Consider the following 21,147-nt stretch of genomic DNA (forward strand, 5'->3'; position numbering starts at 1 on the left):
GAGCGTGTGCCGCAGCCAGCCGGCCCGCGCGCGAAACGTGCCGTTCCGGCACGGCGCACGGTCACAGCCAGCGTTCCCAGACGGGCTTCAGATCGGCGGGTAGCGGCGGCAGTGTGCCCAGTTCGATGCGGCCTTCGCCTGGCGCATGGAAGTCCGACCCGCGCGAGGCCTCGAAGCCATAGCGACGCGCGACGTCCGCATATTCGCGGTATTGGTCGGGCGTGTGGCTGCCGGTCACGACCTCGATCGCCTTGCCGCCGAGGTCGATGAATTCGCCAAAGAATGCGTCGAATTCGAGTTGCGAATAGGCGTAGCGCCCCGGATGCGCGACGATCGCGACGCCGCCGGCGGCCTGGATCCAGCTGAGCGCGTCGGCGAGCTTGGCCCAGCGGTGCGCGACATAACCCGGCTTGCCGTCGCCGAGATAGCGGTCGAACACTTCCTGGGTGTTTGCGCAGTGACCGTGCTCGACCATGAAGCGCGCGAAATGCGTGCGCGACATCATGTCGGGATTCGATACGTAGTGCAGCGCGCCCTCGTACGCGTCTGGAATGCCGAGCGTGGCCAGTTGCTCGCCGATTGCCTCGGCGCGCGCGGCGCGGCCGTCGCGGGTGCGGGCAAGACCGTCGATCAGGACCTGGTTGGACGGATCGATGCCGAGTCCGACGATGTGCACCGTGCGCCCCGCCCACGTAACCGAAATCTCGACGCCGCTCAGGTAGTTCATGCCGAGCGCCTCGGCCGCAGTGCGCGCCTCTTGCTGGCCGCCCACTTCGTCGTGATCGGTGAGCGCCCACAGCGTCACGCCGTTCGCGTGCGCGCGGCGCGCGACGTCGGTCGGCGCGAACTGGCCGTCGGAAACGGTGGAGTGGCAGTGAAGATCGGCGTTCATCGTGGTCCTGGAAGGGTTCTGCGGTCATTTTACTGCAATGCAGTAAGGGTCCGCAGGGGTATCTGGCGACGCCGGTTGCACTTGCCCGGGTGCCGGAAGGTCAGGACGGGGCGGTGCCGAGACCAACGTCCGGGCGACCCGCGAGCGCCCTTTCGACCGTAGCTTCAGGCACGGCATCAGGCGCAGAAACCCTCGATCAACGCGGCGACCTGCTCCGGCTGGTCGTGATGCACCATGTGCCCCGCGCCGTCGATGATCTTCTCGCGCCAATCCGCAAACGCGTGAAAACGCGCCTTGAATTCGTCGAGCGGCACGTCGCCGGCGATTCGCGCGAGCGTCGGCGAGCCGGCGGCTTCGACGTGCAGCACCTTCGCGCTGACCTTGCGCCACACCGCCATCACCTCGTCGAGGCGATACAAGGTGGGGCCGCGGACCTTGTGCGCCGGGTCGGCGAGCAGCATGAAGCGCCCTTCGCCATCCGGCTTCGACCAGTACTGCGCGAGGAACTGCGCGCGCCGCGGATCGAGGCGCGGATTGGTTTTGATCAGGCGCGCGGCGACCTCGTCGAGCGACGCGTAGCGCTTCAACTGCGGCGGATCGCGCAATTCGTCGAGCCAGTTCAGCAGACGTTTCGGCGCCTGCGCCGGATGCGAAGGCGCGAGCCCGAAGCCCTCCAGATCGACCACCCGCCGCACCCGCTGCGGCCGCACACCGGCGTACAGGCACACGACGTTCGCACCCAGGCTGTGACCGACGAGGTTCACCTCGCCGTCCGGCGCGTAGTGGTCGATCAACGCGTCGAGATCGCCGAGATAGTCTTGCACCCAGTAGCTGCCGCCGCCGCGCTCGGCAACCGGCCAGCCGGACAGACCGAAGCCGCGCAGGTCCGGCGCAATCACCTGCCAGTCGCCGCCGAGCGCATCGACGACAAACTGGAACGACGCGCCGACATCCATCCAGCCGTGCAGCATGAACAGTATCGGCGCGTCGGGACGGCCCCAGCGCCGCACGTGCAGCCGGACGCCATGTGCGCTAACGAATTCAGAGTGGGAGGTATTCATCAACGGCGCACTCGCAAAAAAGAATGGTCGTTCGATTATAGGGTGGACGCCGCAAGAGGTGGTAACGGATCATTAGGGCGACGCCCGGTCGTCCGCAGCCCGTGTGGCTTGCGTATCCTCGCGTGCGAGCGCGGCGAGTTCGGCGTCGTCGAAACCGGCGTCGCGGCGCGCTTCGAAATTGAACGGGCCACGCAGTTTCGGCGCGTGATACTGGTCGGCCAGACGCAGATACGTGTGGTGCGGATCGAGGCCGTGCGCGTCGCACAGGTGACGAAACCAGCGGTTGCCGATCAGCACGTGGCCGATTTCATCGCGCAGGATCACGTCGAGAATCGCCGCCGACGCGTGATCGCCGGCCTGCTGCAGCCGCGCGCGGATCGGCGGCGACGCGTCGAGGCCGCGCGCTTCGAGCGTCCGCGGCACGAGCGCCATGCGCGCGAGCACGTCGCCGCGAGTGCGCTCGCACATGTCCCACAGGCCGCCGTGCGCCGGGAAATCGCCGTATGCGTGGCCGTATTCGGCGAGACGCGCGGCGAGCAGCGAGTAGTGATATGCCTCTTCGGCGGCGACCTTGAGCCAGTCGGCATAGAACTCGGCGGGCATGCCGGAGAAGCGCCAGACGGCGTCGAGCGCCAGATTGATCGCGTTGAACTCGATGTGCGCAAGCGCGTGGAGCAGCACCGCGCGCCCCTGCGGCGACTGCATGCTGCGTCGGCCGAGCTGGCGCGGTTCGACCAGTTCCGGCCGTTCGGGGCGGCCCGGCAGGCCGGCGGGCTCGGCGAGATCGAGGCCGGCGTCACAGAGCGCGCGGCCATCGAGTACCGCAGCGTACAGTTCGCGGGTCGCCGCGACCTTCGCGGCCGGTTCACGCTCGCGCAACGCGGCGAGCGCGGCGCGGCGCGCGCACAGTGGCTCGTCGTGAGAATTCGATGCGGGGGAAGCGACGGAAACGAGCGAAGGGACGGACGTCATGAGAACGGATAGGCGATGGAAGCGGTGAAGCCGACGGCGTCCGGCCCGCACGCGAGCGGCCGAGCGGCTCAAGCACACAACCGTTTACAATACCCGATTCGACCATCCGGCGCGCTTTCGGGCACGCCCGTCAGTTGGCCACGCAGAACCGCCAAACTCGCACCGCGCCGGGTCGCACGCCGCCCAGCCCATGCGAGGCAATCGATCAGACACCCATCGTGCACGGGATCGGAGCCGCCCCAAGGCCTAGGCTCCGACCGATAAGGAGACATTGTGACGATTTACAAGCTGGGCGAAGCCGCCCCGATCATTCATGAAAGCGTGTTCGTCGCGGATTCGGCGAACATCATCGGCAACGTGACGCTCGAGGAGAACGCGAGCGTGTGGTTCGGCGCGACGCTGCGCGGCGACAACGAGCCGATCAAGATCGGCGCCGGCAGCAACGTGCAGGAAAACGCGGTGCTGCACACCGACCCGGGCTATCCGCTGACGGTCGAGTCGAACGTGACGATCGGCCATCAGGCGATGCTGCATGGCTGCACGATCAAGGAAGGCGCGCTGATCGGAATTCAGGCGGTGGTCTTGAATGGCGCGGTGATCGGCCGCAACTGTCTGGTCGGAGCGGGCGCCATCGTCACCGAGGGCAAGGTGTTTCCCGACAATACGCTGATCCTCGGCGCGCCCGCGAAAGCGGTGCGCGAACTGACGGAAGCGGATATCGCCAACCTGCAGCGCGCCGCGGCAAGTTATGCCGGGCGTCGCGAGTATTTCAAGGCGCAGCTCGTACGCATTGGCTAGACGGCCGGCGCGCGGCGCGCAAAGGCGCGGCATCACGCCGCGTCATTCCAGCGAGGAAAAGTTGTGAGCGACCAGTTGCAAAAATTCATGTTCAGCGCGGCGCCGGTGCGCGGCGAGATCGTTTCCCTGCGCAATACCTGGCAGGACGTGCTGACGCGCCGCGATTATCCGGCGCCCGTGCGAACGATTCTGGGCGAAATGATGGCCGCGTGCGCGCTGCTGTCGGCGAACCTGAAGTTCGACGGCACGCTCGTCATGCAAATTTTCGGCGATGGCCCGATCAAGATGCTGGTCGTGCAGTGCAGCTCGAACCTGACGATGCGCGCCACCGCGAAGCTGTCCGGCGAAGCCGCCCATACGATCGACGACACGACCTCGCTGATCGATCTGGTGAACGCGAGCGGCCACGGCCGCTGCGTGATCACGCTCGACCCGACCGACAAGCAGCCCGGCCAGCAGCCGTATCAGAGTATCGTGCCGCTGTCGGGCGCGAACGGACCGCTGAAGTCGATCGCCGAAGTGCTCGAGCACTACATGCATCACTCCGAGCAGCTCGACACGCGCATGTGGCTCGCGGCGAACACCGAGCGCGCGGTCGGCATGCTGCTGCAGAAGCTGCCGGGCGACGGCGGCATCGTCCCGCATCCAGGCGCGCTCGACGCGGATACGTGGGAGCGCGTCTGCACGCTCGGCGGCACTCTGTCACAGGACGAGTTGCTGAAGGAAGAACCGGAGACGGTGTTCCGGCGCCTGTTCTGGCAGGAAAACGTCCAGCATTTCGAGCCTGTCACCGCGCGCTTCGAATGCACGTGCTCGCGCGAAAAAGTCGGCGCGATGCTGAAGATGCTCGGCCGCGATGAAGTCGACGGCGTGATCGAGGAACGCGGCCACGTCGAGATTCACTGCGAGTTTTGCAACCAGCGCTACGAGTTCGACCCGGTCGACGTCGCGCAACTTTTCGTCGCCGGCGGACTCTCACAAGGCGTGACGCCGGCGGCCGCGCAGCGGCACTAAAGTGCGCTTTCGCTGAAGCGAAGTGCGCGCCCGCGAACTGATCGCGCATTACGACGGAAGTCCTGACCGCGCCGCCCCATGCCTCGCCACGGCTCGGGCGGCGCGTTGCATTTGAGCGCGGCGTTGATACATTGGAAGGATGCGTCACCACGTGTTGAAAGACGCCTGCTCGAGCCTCGGACCTCGGACCGATGGAGATTCGACCATGAAGCATACGCTTTCGTTGATCCTGGCCGTCCTCACGGGCTGCGCGGCGCTGGCCGCCTGCTCGATCGATCCGCCGGGCCCCGCGCCGATTCTGAGCCGTCTGCCGCCCGATCAGGCGGAGGCCATCAGCCATACACAGACGCTGACACCGGAGGAACGCGCGCGCTATGACGCGATTGAGCAACAGGTCATGTTCGAACAGAATCAGGCGATCGCCACGGACGCCGCCGCGCAAGCCTGGTCCCGCTATTACTCGCGCTCGCCGCCCGTGAGGTTTTCCTTGGGCTTCTCGAGCGGCGGCTGGGGACGTGGCTGGGGAACTGGGGTCGGCGTCGGGTTCGGGCCGTATTGGGGTTGGTAGCAGCGAATACGGCAGCCCAAAAACAAAAAGCGCGGTTCAAAGTGAACCGCGCTTTTTTCGCCCTTCGTGGCGAAGCCGATGCGAGATATCGAACCTCAGTGCGCCGGCTTCTTCTCCTTCGCAGCCGCCGCCTTCCCGCCATGCTTGCGATCTGGTTTCGCGCGCGACTCCGGATTCGGCACCACGTGCAGCGGCGCGGCCGACACCTCACCGCGCGTCGAAGTATCCGCCGCCGGCGTATTCGCCAGCGGCAACGGCTGGTTCGGCGACACGAACTGCACGAACACTTCGCCGTCCTTGACCATGCCCATTTCGTAGCGCGCCCGCTCTTCGACCGCGGCGGTGCCGTTCTGCAGATCCTGCACTTCGCCCTGGATGCGCTCGTTGCGCAGCTTGGCGTCGGCATTCTTCTGCAGTTGCTGCGCGAGCTGGCCTTGCAACTCATGCACGCGCAGCCAGCCGCCGTGCCCCCACCAGAGCGGGTACTGGATCAATGCCAGCAGAACGATCAGGACAGCAGTGACAAGCCGCATGAAGTAAGCACAATAAATACGCGCCGCCCTGCGCTATACGCAGGGCGGCGAGGTCAATCAGAAACGAAGGATAACCGGCTCATCGATCGGCGTGAACAATCTGGCGAAAACGCTTAGCGCAGATTGTAGAACGCCGACTTGCCGGGGTAGCTCGCGATATCGCCGAGATCTTCCTCGATACGCAGCAGTTGGTTGTACTTCGAGATGCGATCCGAACGCGACAGCGAACCGGTCTTGATCTGGCCGGCGTTCAGACCGACGGCGATGTCCGCGATCGTCGAGTCTTCGGTTTCGCCCGAGCGGTGCGAAATCACGGCCGTGTAGCCCGCGCGCTTGGCCATTTCGATCGCCGCGAAGGTTTCCGTCAGCGTGCCGATCTGGTTGATCTTGATCAGGATCGAGTTCGCGATGCCCTTCTCGATGCCTTCCTTCAGGATGCGCGTGTTCGTGACGAACAGGTCGTCGCCGACCAGCTGGACCTTGTCGCCGAGCTTGTCGGTCAGGATCTTCCAGCCTTCCCAGTCGCCTTCGTGCATGCCGTCTTCGATCGACACGATCGGGAACTTGTCCGCCAGGTTCGCGAGGTAATCCGCGAATTCCGTCGACGACAGCTGCAGGCCTTCGCCCGCGAGCTGGTACTTGCCGTCGTGGTAGAACTCGCTGGCCGCGCAGTCGAGTGCGAGCAGCACATCTTCACCGGCGCGATAGCCCGCTTTCTCGATGGCTTGCAAAATCGTGGACAGGCATTCCTCGTTGCTGCCGAAATTCGGCGCGAAGCCGCCTTCGTCGCCGACTGCCGTGCTCATGCCGCGATCCGACAGGATCTTCTTCAGCGCGTGGAACACTTCGGCGCCGCAGCGCAGCGCTTCGCGGAAGCTCGGCTGGCTGACCGGCACGATCATGAATTCCTGGATGTCCAGACTGTTGTTCGCGTGCGCGCCGCCGTTGACGATGTTCATCATCGGCACCGGCAGTTGCATCGCGCCCGAACCGCCGAAATAGCGGTACAGCGGCAGGCCGGCTTCTTCAGCGGCGGCCTTCGCGACGGCCATCGACACGGCCAGCATCGCATTCGCGCCTAGGCGCGACTTGTTGTCGGTGCCGTCGAGCTCGAGCAGCGTCTTGTCGAGGAATGCCTGCTCGGAAGCGTCGAGACCCATGATCGCTTCGGAGATTTCCGTGTTGATGTGCTCGACGGCCTTCAGCACGCCCTTGCCGCCGTAGCGGCCGGCTTCGCCGTCGCGCAGTTCGATCGCTTCGCGCGAGCCGGTCGACGCGCCCGACGGCACGGCTGCGCGGCCCATCGTGCCCGACTCGAGCAGCACGTCGCATTCGACGGTGGGGTTGCCTCGCGAATCGAGAATCTCTCGACCGATGATGTCTACGATAGCACTCATGGTTTCCTCAAAGGATGACGTTGAATTCTTTACTCTGACACTGTATCGCGCTGTCGATCCGGAGTTGGTGCTTTAGCGCCTACTCCGGTCCCATGCAAAGCACCCGCCGGTCTCCCCGACAGACAACTCGCGCGCCGATACGTTCGACGACCATTATGCGAAAACGCCGCGGGTCGATTATCGAGAGCAATCGTGACACGCGGCTCACACCTGAATCAGTTGAAGTCGCTTTCGAGGAACGGGCCGCGCTTGACGGCCTGGTCGAGCGTGACGAGCGTCTCGAGCAGGTCGGCCATGCGATTGAGCGGCACCGCGTTCGGCCCGTCCGACTTCGCCTGCGCCGGATTCGGGTGCGTTTCCATGAACAGACCCGCGACGCCGACCGCCACCGCGGCGCGCGCGAGCACCGGCACGAATTCGCGCTGGCCGCCCGAGCTCGTGCCCTGACCGCCCGGCAGCTGCACGGAGTGCGTCGCGTCGAACACGACCGGCGCGTTGGTCTCGCGCATGATCGCGAGCGAACGCATGTCCGACACGAGGTTGTTATAGCCGAACGACACGCCGCGCTCGCACGCCATGAAGCGGTCTTCCGACAGACCCGCTTCACGCGCGGCGTCGCGCGCCTTGTCGATCACGTTCTTCATGTCGTGCGGCGCGAGAAACTGGCCCTTCTTGATATTGACCGGCTTGCCCGAGCGCGCGCACGCGTGGATGAAGTCCGTCTGACGGCACAAAAACGCGGGCGTTTGCAGCACGTCGACGACCGACGCCACCTGCTCGATCTCGTGCTCGGCGTGCACGTCGGTCAGCACCGGCAGACCGAGCTGGCGCTTCACTTCCGACAGGATACGCAGACCTTCGTCCATGCCCAGACCGCGAAACGACTTGCCGCTGCTGCGATTGGCCTTGTCGTACGACGATTTGTAGATGAACGGAATGTTCAGCTTGCCGCAGATTTCCTTCAGGCGGCCGGCCGTGTCGATCGTCATCTGTTCGGATTCGACGACACAGGTACCGGCGATCAGGAAAAACGGCTTGCCGAGCCCGATTTCGAAATCGCCCAGTTTCATGCTTTCTCCTCGACCCTCGACTGCTGATGCGCGAGCGCCGCTTCGACGAACGACTTGAACAGCGGATGACCGTCACGCGGCGTGGACGTGAATTCCGGATGGAACTGCACGCCGACGAACCATGGGTGCATGCTGCGCGGCAGTTCCATCATTTCCGGCAGATCCTCGCTCGGGGTACGGGCGCTAATGATGAGGCCACCCCCTTCCAGCTGGGGCACGAAACGGTTATTCACCTCATAACGGTGACGATGACGCTCGTTCACATCCGTGCCGTAGATCTCTTCGGCGAGCGTGCCGGGCTTGATCGGGCAGCGCTGCGAGCCGAGACGCATCGTGCCGCCGAGGTCCGATTCTTCGGTGCGCTTCTCGACGCGCCCTTCGCGGTCGTACCACTCGGTGATGAGCGCGACCACGCGATTCTTCGTTTCCTGATCGAACTCGGTGCTGTTCGCGTCCTTCAGGCCGACCACGTCACGCGCGAATTCGATCACCGCAAGCTGCATGCCGAGGCAGATGCCGAGATACGGCACCTTCGCTTCGCGTGCGTAGCGGATCGCGGCAATCTTGCCTTCGGTGCCGCGACGGCCGAAGCCGCCCGGCACGAGCACCGCGTCGAGATGCTTGAGGCTTTGGACGCCTTGCGTTTCGATCTCTTCGGAGTCGATGTACTCGATGTTCACGCGCGTCGACGTATGCATCGATGCATGACGCAGCGCTTCGATCAGCGACTTGTACGACTCGGTCAGATCGACATACTTGCCGACCATGCCGATCGTCACTTCGTGCTTCGGATTCTGCAGCTTCTCGACGAGGTCGGACCACATGGAAAGGTCCGCCGCCTTCGGCGTGAGCTTCAACTCTTCGCAGATGATCGCGTCGAGCCCCTGGTCGTGCAGCATCTGCGGAATCTTGTAGATGCTGTCCGCATCCCACACGGAAATGACCGCGTCTTCAGGCACGTTCGAGAACAGCGAGATCTTCGCGCGCTCGTCGTCCGGAATGCGGCGGTCGGCACGGCACAGCAGCACGTGCGGCGAGATGCCGATTTCGCGCAGCTTCTGCACGCTGTGCTGGGTGGGCTTGGTTTTGAGTTCGCCGGCCGTGGCCACCCAGGGCACCAGCGTCAGGTGCACGAAGCACGCACTGTTGCGGCCGAGGCGCAGGCTCATCTGACGCGCGGCTTCGAGGAACGGCAGCGATTCGATGTCACCCACCGTGCCACCCACTTCCACGATCGCGACATCGGGCTCGCCGCACGTTGCAGAAGCTGCGCCGCGTTCGACGAATGCCTGGATTTCGTTGGTGATGTGCGGAATGACCTGCACGGTCTTGCCGAGATAATCGCCGCGGCGTTCCTTGCGGATCACTGATTCGTAAATCTGGCCCGTGGTGAAGTTGTTGGCCTTGCGCATCTTCGTGCTGATGAAGCGCTCGTAGTGGCCAAGGTCGAGGTCGGTTTCCGCTCCGTCTTCCGTCACGAACACTTCGCCGTGCTGAAACGGGCTCATCGTGCCGGGGTCGACGTTGATGTAGGGATCGAGCTTGAGGAGGGTGACTTTAAGACCGCGCGATTCGAGGATCGCGGCGAGGGAAGCGGCGGCAATACCCTTGCCGAGGGAAGATACTACGCCGCCGGTGACGAAAACATATTTGGTCATCGCTGGATGCTCGCGGGAAAAACGGATTATACCGTAAAGGATGGTCCCGACCCAGCAAAAAACGACCCGCCCGCCGCGCGCCGATGCCGCCTCGCGTGGCAGCCGGCGCAGCAGTTTGGGGCCCGCTTCGTGCGCGCAGCGCGTCAGGCGGTTCGCTCCAGCTCGCGCAACATGCGTTGCACCGCGCGCGCGGTTTCGATCGGCTTTTCCATCGGATACAGATGGCTGCCCTCGATCCACTCGACGTGCCCGCCGGTCGCGCGCCGCGTCGCGTCGAGACCGGCCTGGCGGATTTCCTTCGAGTGCGTGCCGGCGATGAATCCGACCGGCACCGCCGCGCCGCGCGCGAGCCGCGCGCCGAGCGTATGCGGCAAAGTTCGGTAGATCTGGTATTCGGTGCGCCGATCGAAGGCGAGCACGCGGGTGCCGTCGGGCGAACTCTGCGGAATGCCGAAGTCGATATAGTCGGACAGCATGCGCTCGTCCCAGCGCGCGAACGCGGGTTTCGAATGGAAGTGCCGCCAGGCTTCGTCGCGGCTAGCCCATTGCGTGCGGCGCTTGCGCGTCGCGGCGGCGGGCGACAGCCGCTCGTCGAGCCCGGTCCATTGCGACACGCGCAGCATGCTGCTGCGCCAGCCGGCGATCACCGGCGAGTCGAGCATCACGACGCCCCTCACCCACTGCGGCTTTTTCAGCGCCGCCATCAGCGACAGATAACCGCCGAGCGAATGCCCGACGAGCCACACTGGCTGCTCGTACTTGCGCGCGATATCGTCGAGCAGTTGCTCAACCAGATGGGGCCAGTCCTGCGTGACCGGAAAGCGCGGATCATGACCGATCCGCTCGATCGAGCGCACCTCGTAGTCGTCGGAGAGTTCGGCGAAGATGGTCCGGTAAGTCGAGGCCGGGAAGCCGTTCGCGTGCGAGAAATGGATGATGTTTTTCAACTGCGGCAATCTCCGTTGTGTTTTTTACGCGCGGGCGGGTGCTGCGCCTCTGCCGCTGCTTATACCGCTGCTTGCGCCCGTTGTCTGCGCCGCTGCGCTCATTGAGCGGCGACGCGCTCAGGGCTCCATCCAGTAGCGGCGCTGCGTGTCGCGATAGCGCTCGAGCGTGAGCGCGGCGCCCTCCTCACCGCGCGCGCCCGGATCGACGTCGACCCTGACGGCGCCATCCCGATCGCTGCGCGCGAGCTCGATATGACGCGCCACATAGCGCGCGAGCACGCCCGCGTTCGGATGATGAAAACGATTCTCGTAGCCTACCTGAAATAATGCGATGGACGGATCGATAGAGTCGAGGAACGGTTCGGTCGACGAGGTCTTGCTGCCATGATGCGGCACTATCAATACTTGCGCGCGTAGCATCTCGCGATCGCGTGCGAGCAGCGCGCGTTCGGTCGGCGCTTCGATGTCGGCGGTCAGCAGGGCCGCGAAATGCGGCGCGTTCGCACTGACCAACGCCGTCTGGCCTGCATTGGTGGCGGGCAACGTGCTGACTCTCAACACGCAGCAATGTTCGTTCGCCTTGCCAGTGAGCGCCCCGGCGTCCGGCCACAATACGGCGAACTCGACACCGTCCCACTGCCAGCGCTGCCCCGCCACGCACGGCAGCGTCTGCGCGCCATGCTGCTTCGCCTTCGGCCACAGCGGATTGTCCGGCTTCAGTCCGGCCACCAGCTGACGCACCTCGATCGCGTCGAGCACTGCCGGCGCGCCGCCCGAATGATCCGAATCGTCGTGGCTGATCATCAGCGTATCGAGCATCGTCACACCTTGCGCCTGCAGGAACGGCACCACCACTCGCTCGCCAGCATGCGTCGATTCCGGGCCGGGGCCGGCATCGAACAGCAACGCGTGATGCGCGGTCTGCACGAGCACCGACGTGCCTTGCCCGACATCGAGCGCAGTCAGACGGAACGCGCCCGATGGCTCGGCGAGTGCGCCGTTTGCACTGGGCATCAGCAGCGGCAGCCACGTCAGCGGGGCCGCCCAGCGCAACGGCCAGCCGCGCGGCGCGAGACACCACAGCACACCGAGCGCCGCCGCGGCGAGCGACCACGCATGCGGCTGCGGCAACCACCACAGCGTCCAGCGCGGTCCGAACACCAGCTCCAGGCCGGCCACGAGACCATCGAGCAGCGTGTGCGCGATGCGCCACGCGAACGCGTCGAGCGGCGCGGGCAATGCGACGCCCGCGAGCACCGCCGGCGTGACGAGCGCGCTCACCCACGGAATCGCGAACGCATTCGCGAGCGGACCGACGAGCGGAATCTGCGCGAACCAGTAGGCGGTCAGCGGCGCAAGCGCGACCGTCACCGCGAACTGCACGTGCGCGGCGCTGCGCAAGCGTTCGGCGAAGGCACGCAGATGCCGGATCAAGTCAGGACGCAGCGCCAGCCACCTACCATGCGCCGCGCCGCGCTCTTCGTCTTCATGCCGAAGGGACGCCTGTGGACCGCGCACGCGCGGCCGCCCCGCCATCGCGAACAGGATCGCGCCGACCGCGCAGAACGACAGCCAGAATCCGGCCGACACGACCGCCCACGGATCGACCAGCAGCACGAGCCCGAGCGCCCACGCGAGCACCGTGGAGCGCGCCAGTTGCCGGCCACCGACGAACGCCAGCGCGACGAGTGCGGCCATCCACAGCGCGCGTTGCGCCGGCACGTTGAAGCCCGCGAGCGCGGCATGCAGCGCGGCGAACAGCGCCCCCGCCGTCACGCCGACCAGCTGCGCGGGCAGGCGCAGCGGCCAGTTGCGGCCGAGCCAGCCCGAGCGTCGCCAGACTGCTGCCGCGAGCCAGCCGGTCAGCCCCGCGACCAGGCCGATGTGCAAGCCCGAAATCGCCACCAGATGACTCGTGCCGGTGCCGCGCATCAATTGCCAGTCGGCGGGGCTCACCTGGTCCTGCGCGCCGACCGCGAGCGCGACGACGATGCCGCGATGCGGCGCATCGGCGAGCACCGTGTCGATACGCTCGCGCAATGCGGCGCGCCAGCGGTCGACCAGCACGGCGAGCCCGCGCGCGCGACCGGCAAGGCGTCGCGCATGCTCCGGCACGCTCACGTAACCAGTCGCGCGGACGTTGCGCGCGAGCAGACTCGCCTCGGCATCGCGCACGCCGAAATTCGCGTTGCCGTGCGGGCGCTTCAGGCGCACGGTCAGACGCCAGCGCTCGCCCGGTTCGAGCCGCGGCGCCGGGGCGCCGCGCGCGATCCAGGCGAGTTGGATCACGCGCGGAAAAGCGGCGAGGCGCGCATCGTTCGACTCGATGTCGAACAGGAAGCGCGCGCCTTTGTCGTCGCGCGTTGGCAGTCCCTTGATAGCGCCGACCACCTCGATGTCGCGCCCTTCCCAGTCATGCGGCAGACTCACGGCGAGCCGCGTATGAGCGCGCAGAGCCGCATATCCGAAACCGACGCAGATCGCCGCGCACCACACGGCGCCCCAACCGGCGACCCGCCGCATGCGGACATCGCGCCATGCGCGGCTCGCGAACCGGTTCGAAAAGCGCAGTTCGTATTCGAGCCGGTACGCCGCACCCACCCTATCGCCACGCAAACCCCACACGGCAACGCCAGCCGCCGTGGAGCCGGCCAGTATCAACGCCCACCATCCGCCCGCATCCGGCAACACCGCCTGCTGCTGCAGCCAGATCACGCCCAACGCAAACCCGCACCAGACTGCCCGCATCCGCCCTCCGCGCCACTGGCGCCGGGCGTCGTCACGCGCCGGCGAGCAGGCAGCAGCGAGCCCGCCGGGCATGGGCGTCGCCCGGCGCGAACCCTTTCGATCAACGGAATCGATTATGCAGAGGAAAGCGCGAGTCGCGGCAGCGCGGCGAGCGCGTTAGCCGTTGTGCCAAGGGCTGCTGCGTCGGAAGTGACACCGCGCAGTTGCGCGAGACTCGCGCCGATCGCCGGAATCTGCTCCGGCGAATTGCGCTGCCTGTACATCCACGATGGCGCGATATCGGGCGCGTCGGTCTCGACGACCAGCGCGTCGAATGGCAGCTGTTCGGCGAGTCGGCGGATCTGCCGCGCGCGCTCGAACGTCAGGTTGCCGCCGAACCCAAGATGCAGACCCTGATCGATATAAGCCCGAGCCTGCTGGAAACTGCCATTGAACGCGTGCGCGATGCCGCGATGGATCTGATGCCGGCGCAGTCCCGCGATCACCTGATCCTGCGATTTGCGCACGTGGCAGATGACCGGCAGATCGAACTCGCGCGCGAGTTGCAACTGCCCGTTGTAGAAAAATTGCTGGCGCGCATCGTCGAGACCGTCGACGAAAAAGTCGAGCCCAATCTCGCCAATGCCGACGAAGCGCGGATCGTCGAGACTCGCCTCGATCTCCATGCGCAACAGGTCGAGGTCGGCGTCGACGGCGCCTGGCGTGTACATGGGATGAATGCCGAGCGCGTACGCGCCGCCGTCGACACGGTGCGCGAGCTCGCGCACCGCCGCGAAGTTCTGTCGCCCGATCGCTGGGATCACGATGCGCGACACGCCCGCATCGCGCGCGGACGCCGCGACCGCGTCACGATCGGCGTCGAACTCCGAAGCGTCGAGATGGCAGTGCGTATCGATCCACATGGGTTGTCTCACTGGCAATGGAGCCGACCGAAGGTGGTCTGGTGGTTCGCGGCGGCGGTCAGCATCCGCGGACCACCCGCAACGACCGTGCCGGGATATTGCTCAACCCGGGCTCAACTCGGGCTCAACCCGGTTTCAGACCGGCACCGGCGGTTCTTCGTGCAGCACGCCGTCGCGCAGCCGCATGATGCGATCGCAGCGCCCCGCCAATTCCGGGTCGTGCGTGACGATCACGAAGCTCGTCTCGAGCGTGCGCGACAGTTCGAGCATCAGGTTGAACACGGTGTCGGCGGTGCCGCCGTCGAGGTTGCCGGTCGGCTCATCGGCGAGCACGCAGGCGGGCTTCGTGACGAGCGCGCGCGCGATCGCGACACGCTGACGCTCGCCGCCCGACAGCTCGCCCGGCCGATGCTTCGCGCGATGCCCCATGCCGACGCGCTCCAGCACCGCCATCGCCTCACGGCGCGCGACTTCGGTCGTCTCGCGACGAATTCGCAGCGGCATCGCGACGTTATCGAGCGCGGAAAACTCCGGCAGCAAATGGTGAAACTGATAAACGAAACCGAGCGCGCGATTGCGCAGGTCGTTGCGCTCGCGCTCGGAGAGCTTCGTGAACGGCTTGCCGAGCACCGACACCTCGCCCGCGCTCGGATCGTCGAGACCGCCGAGCACGTGCAGCAGTGTGCTCTTGCCGGAGCCCGACGCGCCGACGATCGCGAGCTTCTCGCCGCGCCGCACGGCGAGCTCGGCATTGTTGAGCACCTGCACGTTCAGGCCACCCTGCACGAACGATTTGGAAATGCCGGTGGCTTCGAGCACGTACGGATACGATGCGGGGTCCTGAGCGGTCATGGATGAATCGGTTGAGGGATGGACGAGGCGGTCATTCATAGCGCAGCGCCTCCGCCGGACGGACCTTCGCGCCGCGCCAGCTCGGATACAGCGTCGCGAGCGCGGACAGCACGAACGCGATGATGCCGATGCGAGCGACGTCGGCCGGAACCAGCTCGGACGGCAGCTCGCTGATGAAGTACACCGACGGCGGCAGGAACTGCACGCCGAGCAGATGCTCGATCATCGGCACCAGCCACGGAATGCTCCACGCGATCAGGCAGCCGAGCGCGACGCCGGTCGCCGTGCCGATGAAGCCGATCGTCACGCCCTGCACGACGAAGATCTTCATGATCGAGCCGGGCTGCGCGCCGAGCGTGCGCAGGATCGCGATATCGGCTTGTTTATTGGTCACCGTCATCACCAGCGACGACACCAGATTGAACGCGGCCACCGCAATGATCAGCGTCAGGATGATGAACATCATGCGCTTCTCGATCTGCACCGCCGAGAACCAGGTCTTGTTCTGCTGGGTCCAGTCGCGAATGTACAGATCGCCCGACAGCGTGCGCGCGAGCTGACGCGCGACTTCCGGCGCGCGCTGCATGTCGGTGAGCCTCAGCCGCACGCCGGTCGGCGCGGGCAACCGGAACAGCGCCTGGGCGTCCTTGATGTTGATCAGCGCGAGCGTGCTGTCGTATTCGTAATGGCCCGACTCGAAGATGCCGACCACCGTGAACTGCTTCAGGCGCGGCAGCATGCCGGCCGGCGTGATCGTGCCTTCGGGCGCGACGAGCGTGATCTTGTCGTTCAACTGCACGCCGAGGTTGGCCGCGAGATCGGCGCCGAGCACGATGCCGAAGTCGCCGGGTACGAGGTCGGTCAGCTTGCCGCCCTTCATTTCCTTGCCGATATCGGACACTTCCGGTTCGAGCGTCGGCTCGATGCCGCGCAACGCGACGCCGCTCACCGCATCCTGGCGCGTGAGCAGCGCCTGGGCCTCGACGTAGGGCGCCGCGCCGATCACCAGCTGGTTCTGCCGCGCTTCCTTCGCGGTCAGTTGCCAGTCGGGCATCGACCCGGTCGGCGAAAAGATCTCGACGTGCGCGAGCACCGACAGCATGCGGTCGCGCACCTCTTTCTGAAAGCCGTTCATCACCGACAGCACCACGATCAGCGCCGCGACGCCAAGCGCGATGCCCGACATCGACACCAGCGCGATGAACGAGATGAAGCCGTTGCCAGTCGTGCGTTTGCCGGCGCGTGTGTAGCGCCAGCCAATCTGCCATTCGTAGGGAAATTTCAAGCGAATCCTTTTGTGCGTTCTTCGACTGTGTGTCGGGAGCGGCGGACAGCGAGCGTGCGCCGAGCGGCCCGAACGTCGTGATCGTTGGGCTCGCGGCGGCGCGGATCGTTCCTCGCCCGCCCAGCCGCCGTGCGGCTCCGCCGGCGCATGGAGGCGTGGCGGCACGGTGCGCCACCCCTGCCGCGCCCAGCGATCAAGCGCGAAGTTTGCCACACAATGCCGCCGGCTCGCGCAAAGCTCATGCCTCGGTTCGCGATCGACAAACCGACCGTGCTTCGTCGAAATACTCGCACCGTTTGCCCTACAATGCGCAGCATCATGCCTGCCGACCGCCTCCATCTTCTGCTGCCCTTCGCGCTGCCCGCCGCGGCCGACGCCTCCACCGCGCTTCACGACATCCAGAGCCCCGCCCTCGACAGGCTGATCGCCCGCGCGACGCTGATCGAACGCGTGATCGGCGAAGATTTTCAGCGCACGCTGCCGCACGAGCGCTGGGTCGCGCGACAATTCGGCGCGCTGCCCGATGGCACGGCGGGCGCCTCGGCCGCCGCCGACGAAGCCCCGCTCGCGCCCTACATGTTGCGCGCCGACGGCGGCGAACCCGGCAGCGCGACGTGGGCCTGCGTGCAGCCGGTGCACGTGCACATCGCGCACGACCACCTGGTGCTGATCGATCCCGCGTCGCTGGATCTGTCGGACGACGAAGCGGCCACGCTGCTCGCGCTTGCGCGTCCGCTGATCGAGGAGCTCGGCGTGCGCATCGAAGCGCCGAAACCGACTCGCTGGTATCTGTCGAGCGACGCGTTCGGCACGCTCGCGGGCGCGTCGCCGCTGCGCGCGAGCGGCCGCAACATCGAGATCTGGCTGCCCCACGAAGCGCATTCCGGCGAACGCTCGCGCGCATGGATGAAGCTGCAGAACGAAGTGCAGATGGCATGGTTCGAGCATCCGGTCAACGAGGCGCGCGAGGCACGCGGGCTGCCGGCCGTCAACTCGATCTGGTTTTACGCGCAAGGCGCCGCGCGGCCGGTGCGCAGTCCGTTCGCGCAGGTGCTGTCCGACGCCGCCGCGACGCGGGGCCTCGCGCTCAGCGCGGGGATCACGCCAGGCGCGCCGCCGGCGTCGTATCGCGAACTGCCGGCGGCGCTGCGCCGTGCAACCAACGGCAGCGGCGCGACACTCGTCGAACTCGATCCATTCTCCGCGCCCTACATCGAACAGGACTGGGCGCGCTGGAACCAGGCATTCGCCGCGCTGCAGACCGACTGGTTCGAGCCGGCGCTCGCGGCGCTGCAGGCGGGCGAACTCGCCGAACTCGACCTCACGCTGTGCGGCGACACCGGCTCGGTGACGCTGACCGTCACGCGCGGCGATCTGCGCAAATTCTGGCGACGGCGCGTGCTGGCCTCGCTTTTCATCGAATGATCCACGGCCCTTCCGCATGACCCGAATCGTTACGCGCCCCTGCTCCCCCGTCGATGCCGAAGTACTGATCCGCTGCGGCATGCATCCGGTGCTCGCGCGCCTGTACGCATCGCGCGGCGTGTGCCTGCCCGAAGAGGTCGAGACCGGCCTCGCGCGGCTCGTGCCGCCCGTCGAACTGAAGGGCTGCGACGCGGCCGCCGCGCTGCTCGCCGACGCGCTCCAGCAGCAGCGCCGCATGCTGGTCGTCGCCGACTACGACTGCGACGGCGCGACCGCCTGCGCGGTCGCGGTGCGCGGACTGCGCATGTTCGGCGCGCGCATCGACTATCTGGTGCCGAACCGCATGGAGCACGGCTACGGGCTCACGCCGGACATCGTCGAGCTGGCGGCGCGCGGCGCTACGGGCAAGCCCGATCTGCTGATCACCGTCGACAACGGCATCGCGAGCGTCGACGGCGTCGCCGCCGCCAACGCGCTCGGCATCGACGTGCTCGTCACCGACCACCACCTGCCCGGCGACGAACTGCCCGCCGCGCGCGCGATCGTCAATCCGAACCAGCCGGGCTGCACGTTCCCGAGCAAGTGCCTGGCCGGCGTCGGCGTGATGTTCTACGTGCTGCTCGCGCTGCGCGCCGAACTGCGCCGCCGCGGCGCGTTCGGCGACGCGCTGCCCGAACCGCGCCTCGACGGCCTGCTCGATCTGGTTGCGCTCGGCACCGTCGCCGATGTCGTCAAGCTCGACGGCAACAACCGCGTGCTGGTCGCGCAAGGTCTGCAGCGCATCCGCAAGGGTCGCATGCAGCCGGGCATCGCCGCCCTTTTTCGCGCCGCCGCGCGCGACGCGCGCAACGCGTCCGGCTTCGACCTCGGCTTCGCGCTGGGACCGCGCCTGAACGCGGCGGGGCGGCTGTCGGACATGTCGCTCGGCATCGAATGCCTGACCACCGACGACGTCGGCCGCGCGTGGGAGCTCGCGCAGCAGCTCGACTCGATGAACCGGGAGCGCCGCGAAATCGAGGCCGGCATGCAGCAGCAGGCACTGGACGACCTGTCGACGGTCGATCCCGACGGCGCGACCACGATCACGCTGTTCAATCCGGGCTGGCATCAAGGCGTGATCGGCATCGTCGCCGGACGGCTGAAGGAGAAATTCCACCGCCCGTCGTTCACGTTCGCACCCGCCGACGATACCGGCGTGCTCGTCAAGGGCTCGGGCCGCTCGATCGCGGGCTTCCATCTGCGCGACGCGCTCGATCTGATTTCGAAGCGCGAACCGGACCTGATCGTCAAATTCGGCGGCCACGCGATGGCCGCGGGCCTGACGATCGCCGCCGCGAACGTGCCGCGCTTCACGGCCGCCTTCGAGGCGGTCGGCCGCGAATGGCTGTCCGCGGAGGCGCTCGCGCGCACGGTCGAAACCGACGGCGAGCTAGAAGACGCGTACTTCACGCCGCAATTCGTCGAGATGCTCGATGCGGCCGTATGGGGCCAGGGCTTTCCGGCGCCGGTGTTCTCGGGCGAATTCGAGGTCGCGTCGCAGGCGCTCGTGAAGGACAAGCACCTGAAGCTGCAACTGTTGCGCGGCCGCCAGCGCTTCAACGCGATCTGGTTCAATCACACCGATACGCTGCCCGCGCGCACCACCGTCGCCTACCGGCTCGCGAGCGACACATGGAACGGCGTGTCGCGCGTGCAATTGATCGTCGAGCACGCGGCGAGCTGAAATCTTCCGCAAAATCAATTGCGAACACGCGCCGGATCTCCCGCGGGGCTCCGGCGCGGCGTGCCGATCGGCTATAATTTCTCCTTTTTACGAAGCTATAAAAGATCGACATGGAAGCGGAACGTCTCAACGCGATCGAAGCCTCTCTGGCCGACCTGCGCAAGCGCGCGGACGACCTACGGGGGTATCTTTGACTACGACGACAAAGCACTGCGTCTAATCGAAGTCAACCGGGAACTCGAAGACCCGGACGTCTGGAACGATGCGAAGCACGCCCAGGCACTCGGTAAGGAAAAGAAGCTGCTCGACGACACGGTCGGCAAACTCACGTCGATCACCAACGACGTGAACGACGCGCAAGACCTGTTCGACATGGCGCGCGAAGAAGCCGACGACGAAACGCTGCTCGCCTGTGAAGCCGATGCCCAAGCCATCGAGGCGCGCGTCGCCGACATGGAATTCCGCCGGATGTTCGCGAATCCGGCCGACCCCAACAACGCCTTTCTCGACATCCAGGCCGGCGCCGGCGGCACCGAAGCGTGCGACTGGGCGTCGATGCTGCTGCGCCAATATCTGCGCTACTGCGAGCGCAAGGGCTTCAAGACCGAAGTGCTCGAGCAGACCGAAGGCGACGTCGCCGGCATCAAGAACGCGACGATCAAGATCGAAGGCGAATACGCTTACGGCTTCCTGCGTACCGAAACCGGTGTGCACCGCCTCGTGCGCAAGTCGCCGTTCGACTCGTCGGGCGGCCGGCATACGTCGTTCTCGTCGGTGTTCGTGTACCCGGAAATCGACGACTCGATCGAAGTCGAGATCAACCCGGCCGATCTGCGCATCGACACGTACCGTGCTTCCGGCGCGGGCGGTCAGCACATCAACAAGACCGACTCGGCGGTGCGTATCACGCACATGCCGTCGGGCATCGTCGTGCAGTGCCAGAACGACCGCTCGCAGCACCGCAACCGCGCCGAAGCAATGGCGATGCTGAAATCGCGCCTGTACGAAGCGGAAATCCGCAAGCGTCAGGCCGAGCAGGACAAGCTCGAAGCCGGCAAGACCGATGTGGGTTGGGGCCATCAGATCCGCTCGTACGTTCTCGACAACAGCCGCATCAAGGATCTGCGCACCAACGTCGAAATCAGCAACACGAAGAGCGTGCTCGACGGCGATCTCGATCCGTTCATCAGCGCAAGCCTGAAACAGGGCGTCTAAGCGCGCACGGCGCGGCCACGTTCAGCGATCGGGACCGCGCTTGCTTCGTTTTCCAGTACCGCCTGAGGTTTCTACACTGACTGGCTT

The 21,147-nt window shown here is 66.2% G+C and carries 18 protein-coding genes; 6 read left to right on the top strand and 12 right to left on the bottom strand.

What is annotated here, in order from left to right; all coding sequences use genetic code 11:
- Positions 1 to 61: 61 nt before the first annotated feature.
- The 3 genes from AB3X95_RS04680 to AB3X95_RS04690 form a co-directional block, all read right to left on the bottom strand.
- Positions 62 to 892: a 3',5'-nucleoside bisphosphate phosphatase gene (locus AB3X95_RS04680; protein WP_176125660.1), complete on the bottom strand. Its 831-nt coding sequence runs from the start codon at positions 890 to 892 to the stop codon at positions 62 to 64.
- A 176-nt stretch (positions 893 to 1,068) separates the two neighbouring features.
- A complete protein-coding gene (locus tag AB3X95_RS04685; RefSeq protein WP_368620793.1) occupies positions 1,069 to 1,953 on the bottom strand; it encodes an alpha/beta fold hydrolase in 885 nt (294 codons plus the stop codon).
- 72 nt (positions 1,954 to 2,025) lie between these two features.
- On the bottom strand, positions 2,026 to 2,925 hold the full coding sequence (locus AB3X95_RS04690; RefSeq protein ID WP_368620794.1) for a ferritin-like domain-containing protein: 900 nt from the start codon (positions 2,923 to 2,925) through the stop codon (positions 2,026 to 2,028).
- Positions 2,926 to 3,198: 273 nt separating this feature from the next.
- Between AB3X95_RS04690 and AB3X95_RS04695 the strand changes: the two genes are divergently transcribed.
- The 3 genes from AB3X95_RS04695 (at position 3,199) to AB3X95_RS04705 (ending at position 5,305) form a co-directional block, all read left to right on the top strand.
- Complete coding sequence (locus AB3X95_RS04695) at positions 3,199 to 3,723, top strand: gamma carbonic anhydrase family protein (protein WP_176125657.1); 525 nt, start codon at positions 3,199 to 3,201, stop codon at positions 3,721 to 3,723.
- 63 nt (positions 3,724 to 3,786) lie between these two features.
- Complete coding sequence (gene hslO / locus AB3X95_RS04700) at positions 3,787 to 4,737, top strand: Hsp33 family molecular chaperone HslO (protein ID WP_176108210.1); 951 nt, start codon at positions 3,787 to 3,789, stop codon at positions 4,735 to 4,737.
- A gap of 205 nt (positions 4,738 to 4,942) precedes the next feature.
- The gene (locus AB3X95_RS04705) at positions 4,943 to 5,305 is read left to right on the top strand and encodes a hypothetical protein (RefSeq protein ID WP_176108209.1); all 363 of its coding nucleotides are present in this window, start codon (positions 4,943 to 4,945) and stop codon (positions 5,303 to 5,305) included.
- Between the two features lie 95 nt (positions 5,306 to 5,400).
- On the opposite strand, the gene ftsB is transcribed toward AB3X95_RS04705, so the two are convergent.
- The 9 genes from ftsB to AB3X95_RS04750 form a co-directional block, all read right to left on the bottom strand.
- Entirely contained in the window at positions 5,401 to 5,838 is a 438-nt protein-coding gene (ftsB, locus tag AB3X95_RS04710; RefSeq protein WP_176368626.1) for a cell division protein FtsB, read from the bottom strand.
- A 113-nt stretch (positions 5,839 to 5,951) separates the two neighbouring features.
- Positions 5,952 to 7,235, bottom strand: a complete 1,284-nt coding sequence (eno, locus tag AB3X95_RS04715; RefSeq protein WP_013089800.1) for a phosphopyruvate hydratase — start codon at positions 7,233 to 7,235, stop codon at positions 5,952 to 5,954.
- Positions 7,236 to 7,450: 215 nt separating this feature from the next.
- Positions 7,451 to 8,305, bottom strand: coding sequence for a 3-deoxy-8-phosphooctulonate synthase (gene kdsA / locus AB3X95_RS04720; protein ID WP_368620795.1), 855 nt, complete (start codon positions 8,303 to 8,305; stop codon positions 7,451 to 7,453).
- The gene (locus tag AB3X95_RS04725; protein WP_368620796.1) at positions 8,302 to 9,963 is read right to left on the bottom strand and encodes a CTP synthase; all 1,662 of its coding nucleotides are present in this window, start codon (positions 9,961 to 9,963) and stop codon (positions 8,302 to 8,304) included. Before AB3X95_RS04725 ends, kdsA begins: the two co-directional genes overlap by 4 nt.
- A gap of 143 nt (positions 9,964 to 10,106) precedes the next feature.
- On the bottom strand, positions 10,107 to 10,910 hold the full coding sequence (locus AB3X95_RS04730; RefSeq protein ID WP_176125654.1) for an alpha/beta fold hydrolase: 804 nt from the start codon (positions 10,908 to 10,910) through the stop codon (positions 10,107 to 10,109).
- Between the two features lie 117 nt (positions 10,911 to 11,027).
- Positions 11,028 to 13,658, bottom strand: a complete 2,631-nt coding sequence (locus AB3X95_RS04735; protein WP_368620797.1) for a DNA internalization-related competence protein ComEC/Rec2 — start codon at positions 13,656 to 13,658, stop codon at positions 11,028 to 11,030.
- 113 nt (positions 13,659 to 13,771) lie between these two features.
- Positions 13,772 to 14,560: a TatD family hydrolase gene (locus tag AB3X95_RS04740; protein WP_368620798.1), complete on the bottom strand. Its 789-nt coding sequence runs from the start codon at positions 14,558 to 14,560 to the stop codon at positions 13,772 to 13,774.
- A 135-nt stretch (positions 14,561 to 14,695) separates the two neighbouring features.
- Positions 14,696 to 15,451, bottom strand: a complete 756-nt coding sequence (gene lolD, locus AB3X95_RS04745; protein ID WP_013089806.1) for a lipoprotein-releasing ABC transporter ATP-binding protein LolD — start codon at positions 15,449 to 15,451, stop codon at positions 14,696 to 14,698.
- Positions 15,444 to 16,697, bottom strand: coding sequence for a lipoprotein-releasing ABC transporter permease subunit (locus AB3X95_RS04750; RefSeq protein ID WP_176125650.1), 1,254 nt, complete (start codon positions 16,695 to 16,697; stop codon positions 15,444 to 15,446). The genes lolD and AB3X95_RS04750 overlap by 8 nt, the downstream gene beginning before the upstream one ends.
- 306 nt (positions 16,698 to 17,003) lie before the next feature.
- On the opposite strand from AB3X95_RS04750, the gene AB3X95_RS04755 reads away from it, so the two are divergent.
- From AB3X95_RS04755 to prfB, 3 genes are all read left to right on the top strand, one after another.
- Positions 17,004 to 18,122, top strand: a complete 1,119-nt coding sequence (locus tag AB3X95_RS04755) for a regulator (RefSeq protein ID WP_176125649.1) — start codon at positions 17,004 to 17,006, stop codon at positions 18,120 to 18,122.
- A 16-nt stretch (positions 18,123 to 18,138) separates the two neighbouring features.
- The gene (gene recJ, locus AB3X95_RS04760; protein ID WP_176368621.1) at positions 18,139 to 19,845 is read left to right on the top strand and encodes a single-stranded-DNA-specific exonuclease RecJ; all 1,707 of its coding nucleotides are present in this window, start codon (positions 18,139 to 18,141) and stop codon (positions 19,843 to 19,845) included.
- 110 nt (positions 19,846 to 19,955) lie between these two features.
- Positions 19,956 to 21,060, top strand: a protein-coding gene (gene prfB / locus AB3X95_RS04765) for a peptide chain release factor 2 (RefSeq protein ID WP_013089810.1) whose coding sequence is annotated in 2 segments (ribosomal slippage) — positions 19,956 to 20,036 and positions 20,038 to 21,060 — 1,104 coding nt in all. Because the reading frame shifts where the segments join, the coding sequence is not laid out codon by codon here.
- Positions 21,061 to 21,147: the final 87 nt, after the last annotated feature.

This window comes from Paraburkholderia sp. BR13444 (assembly GCF_040948755.1).
Taxonomy (GTDB): Bacteria; Pseudomonadota; Gammaproteobacteria; order Burkholderiales; family Burkholderiaceae; genus Paraburkholderia; species Paraburkholderia youngii.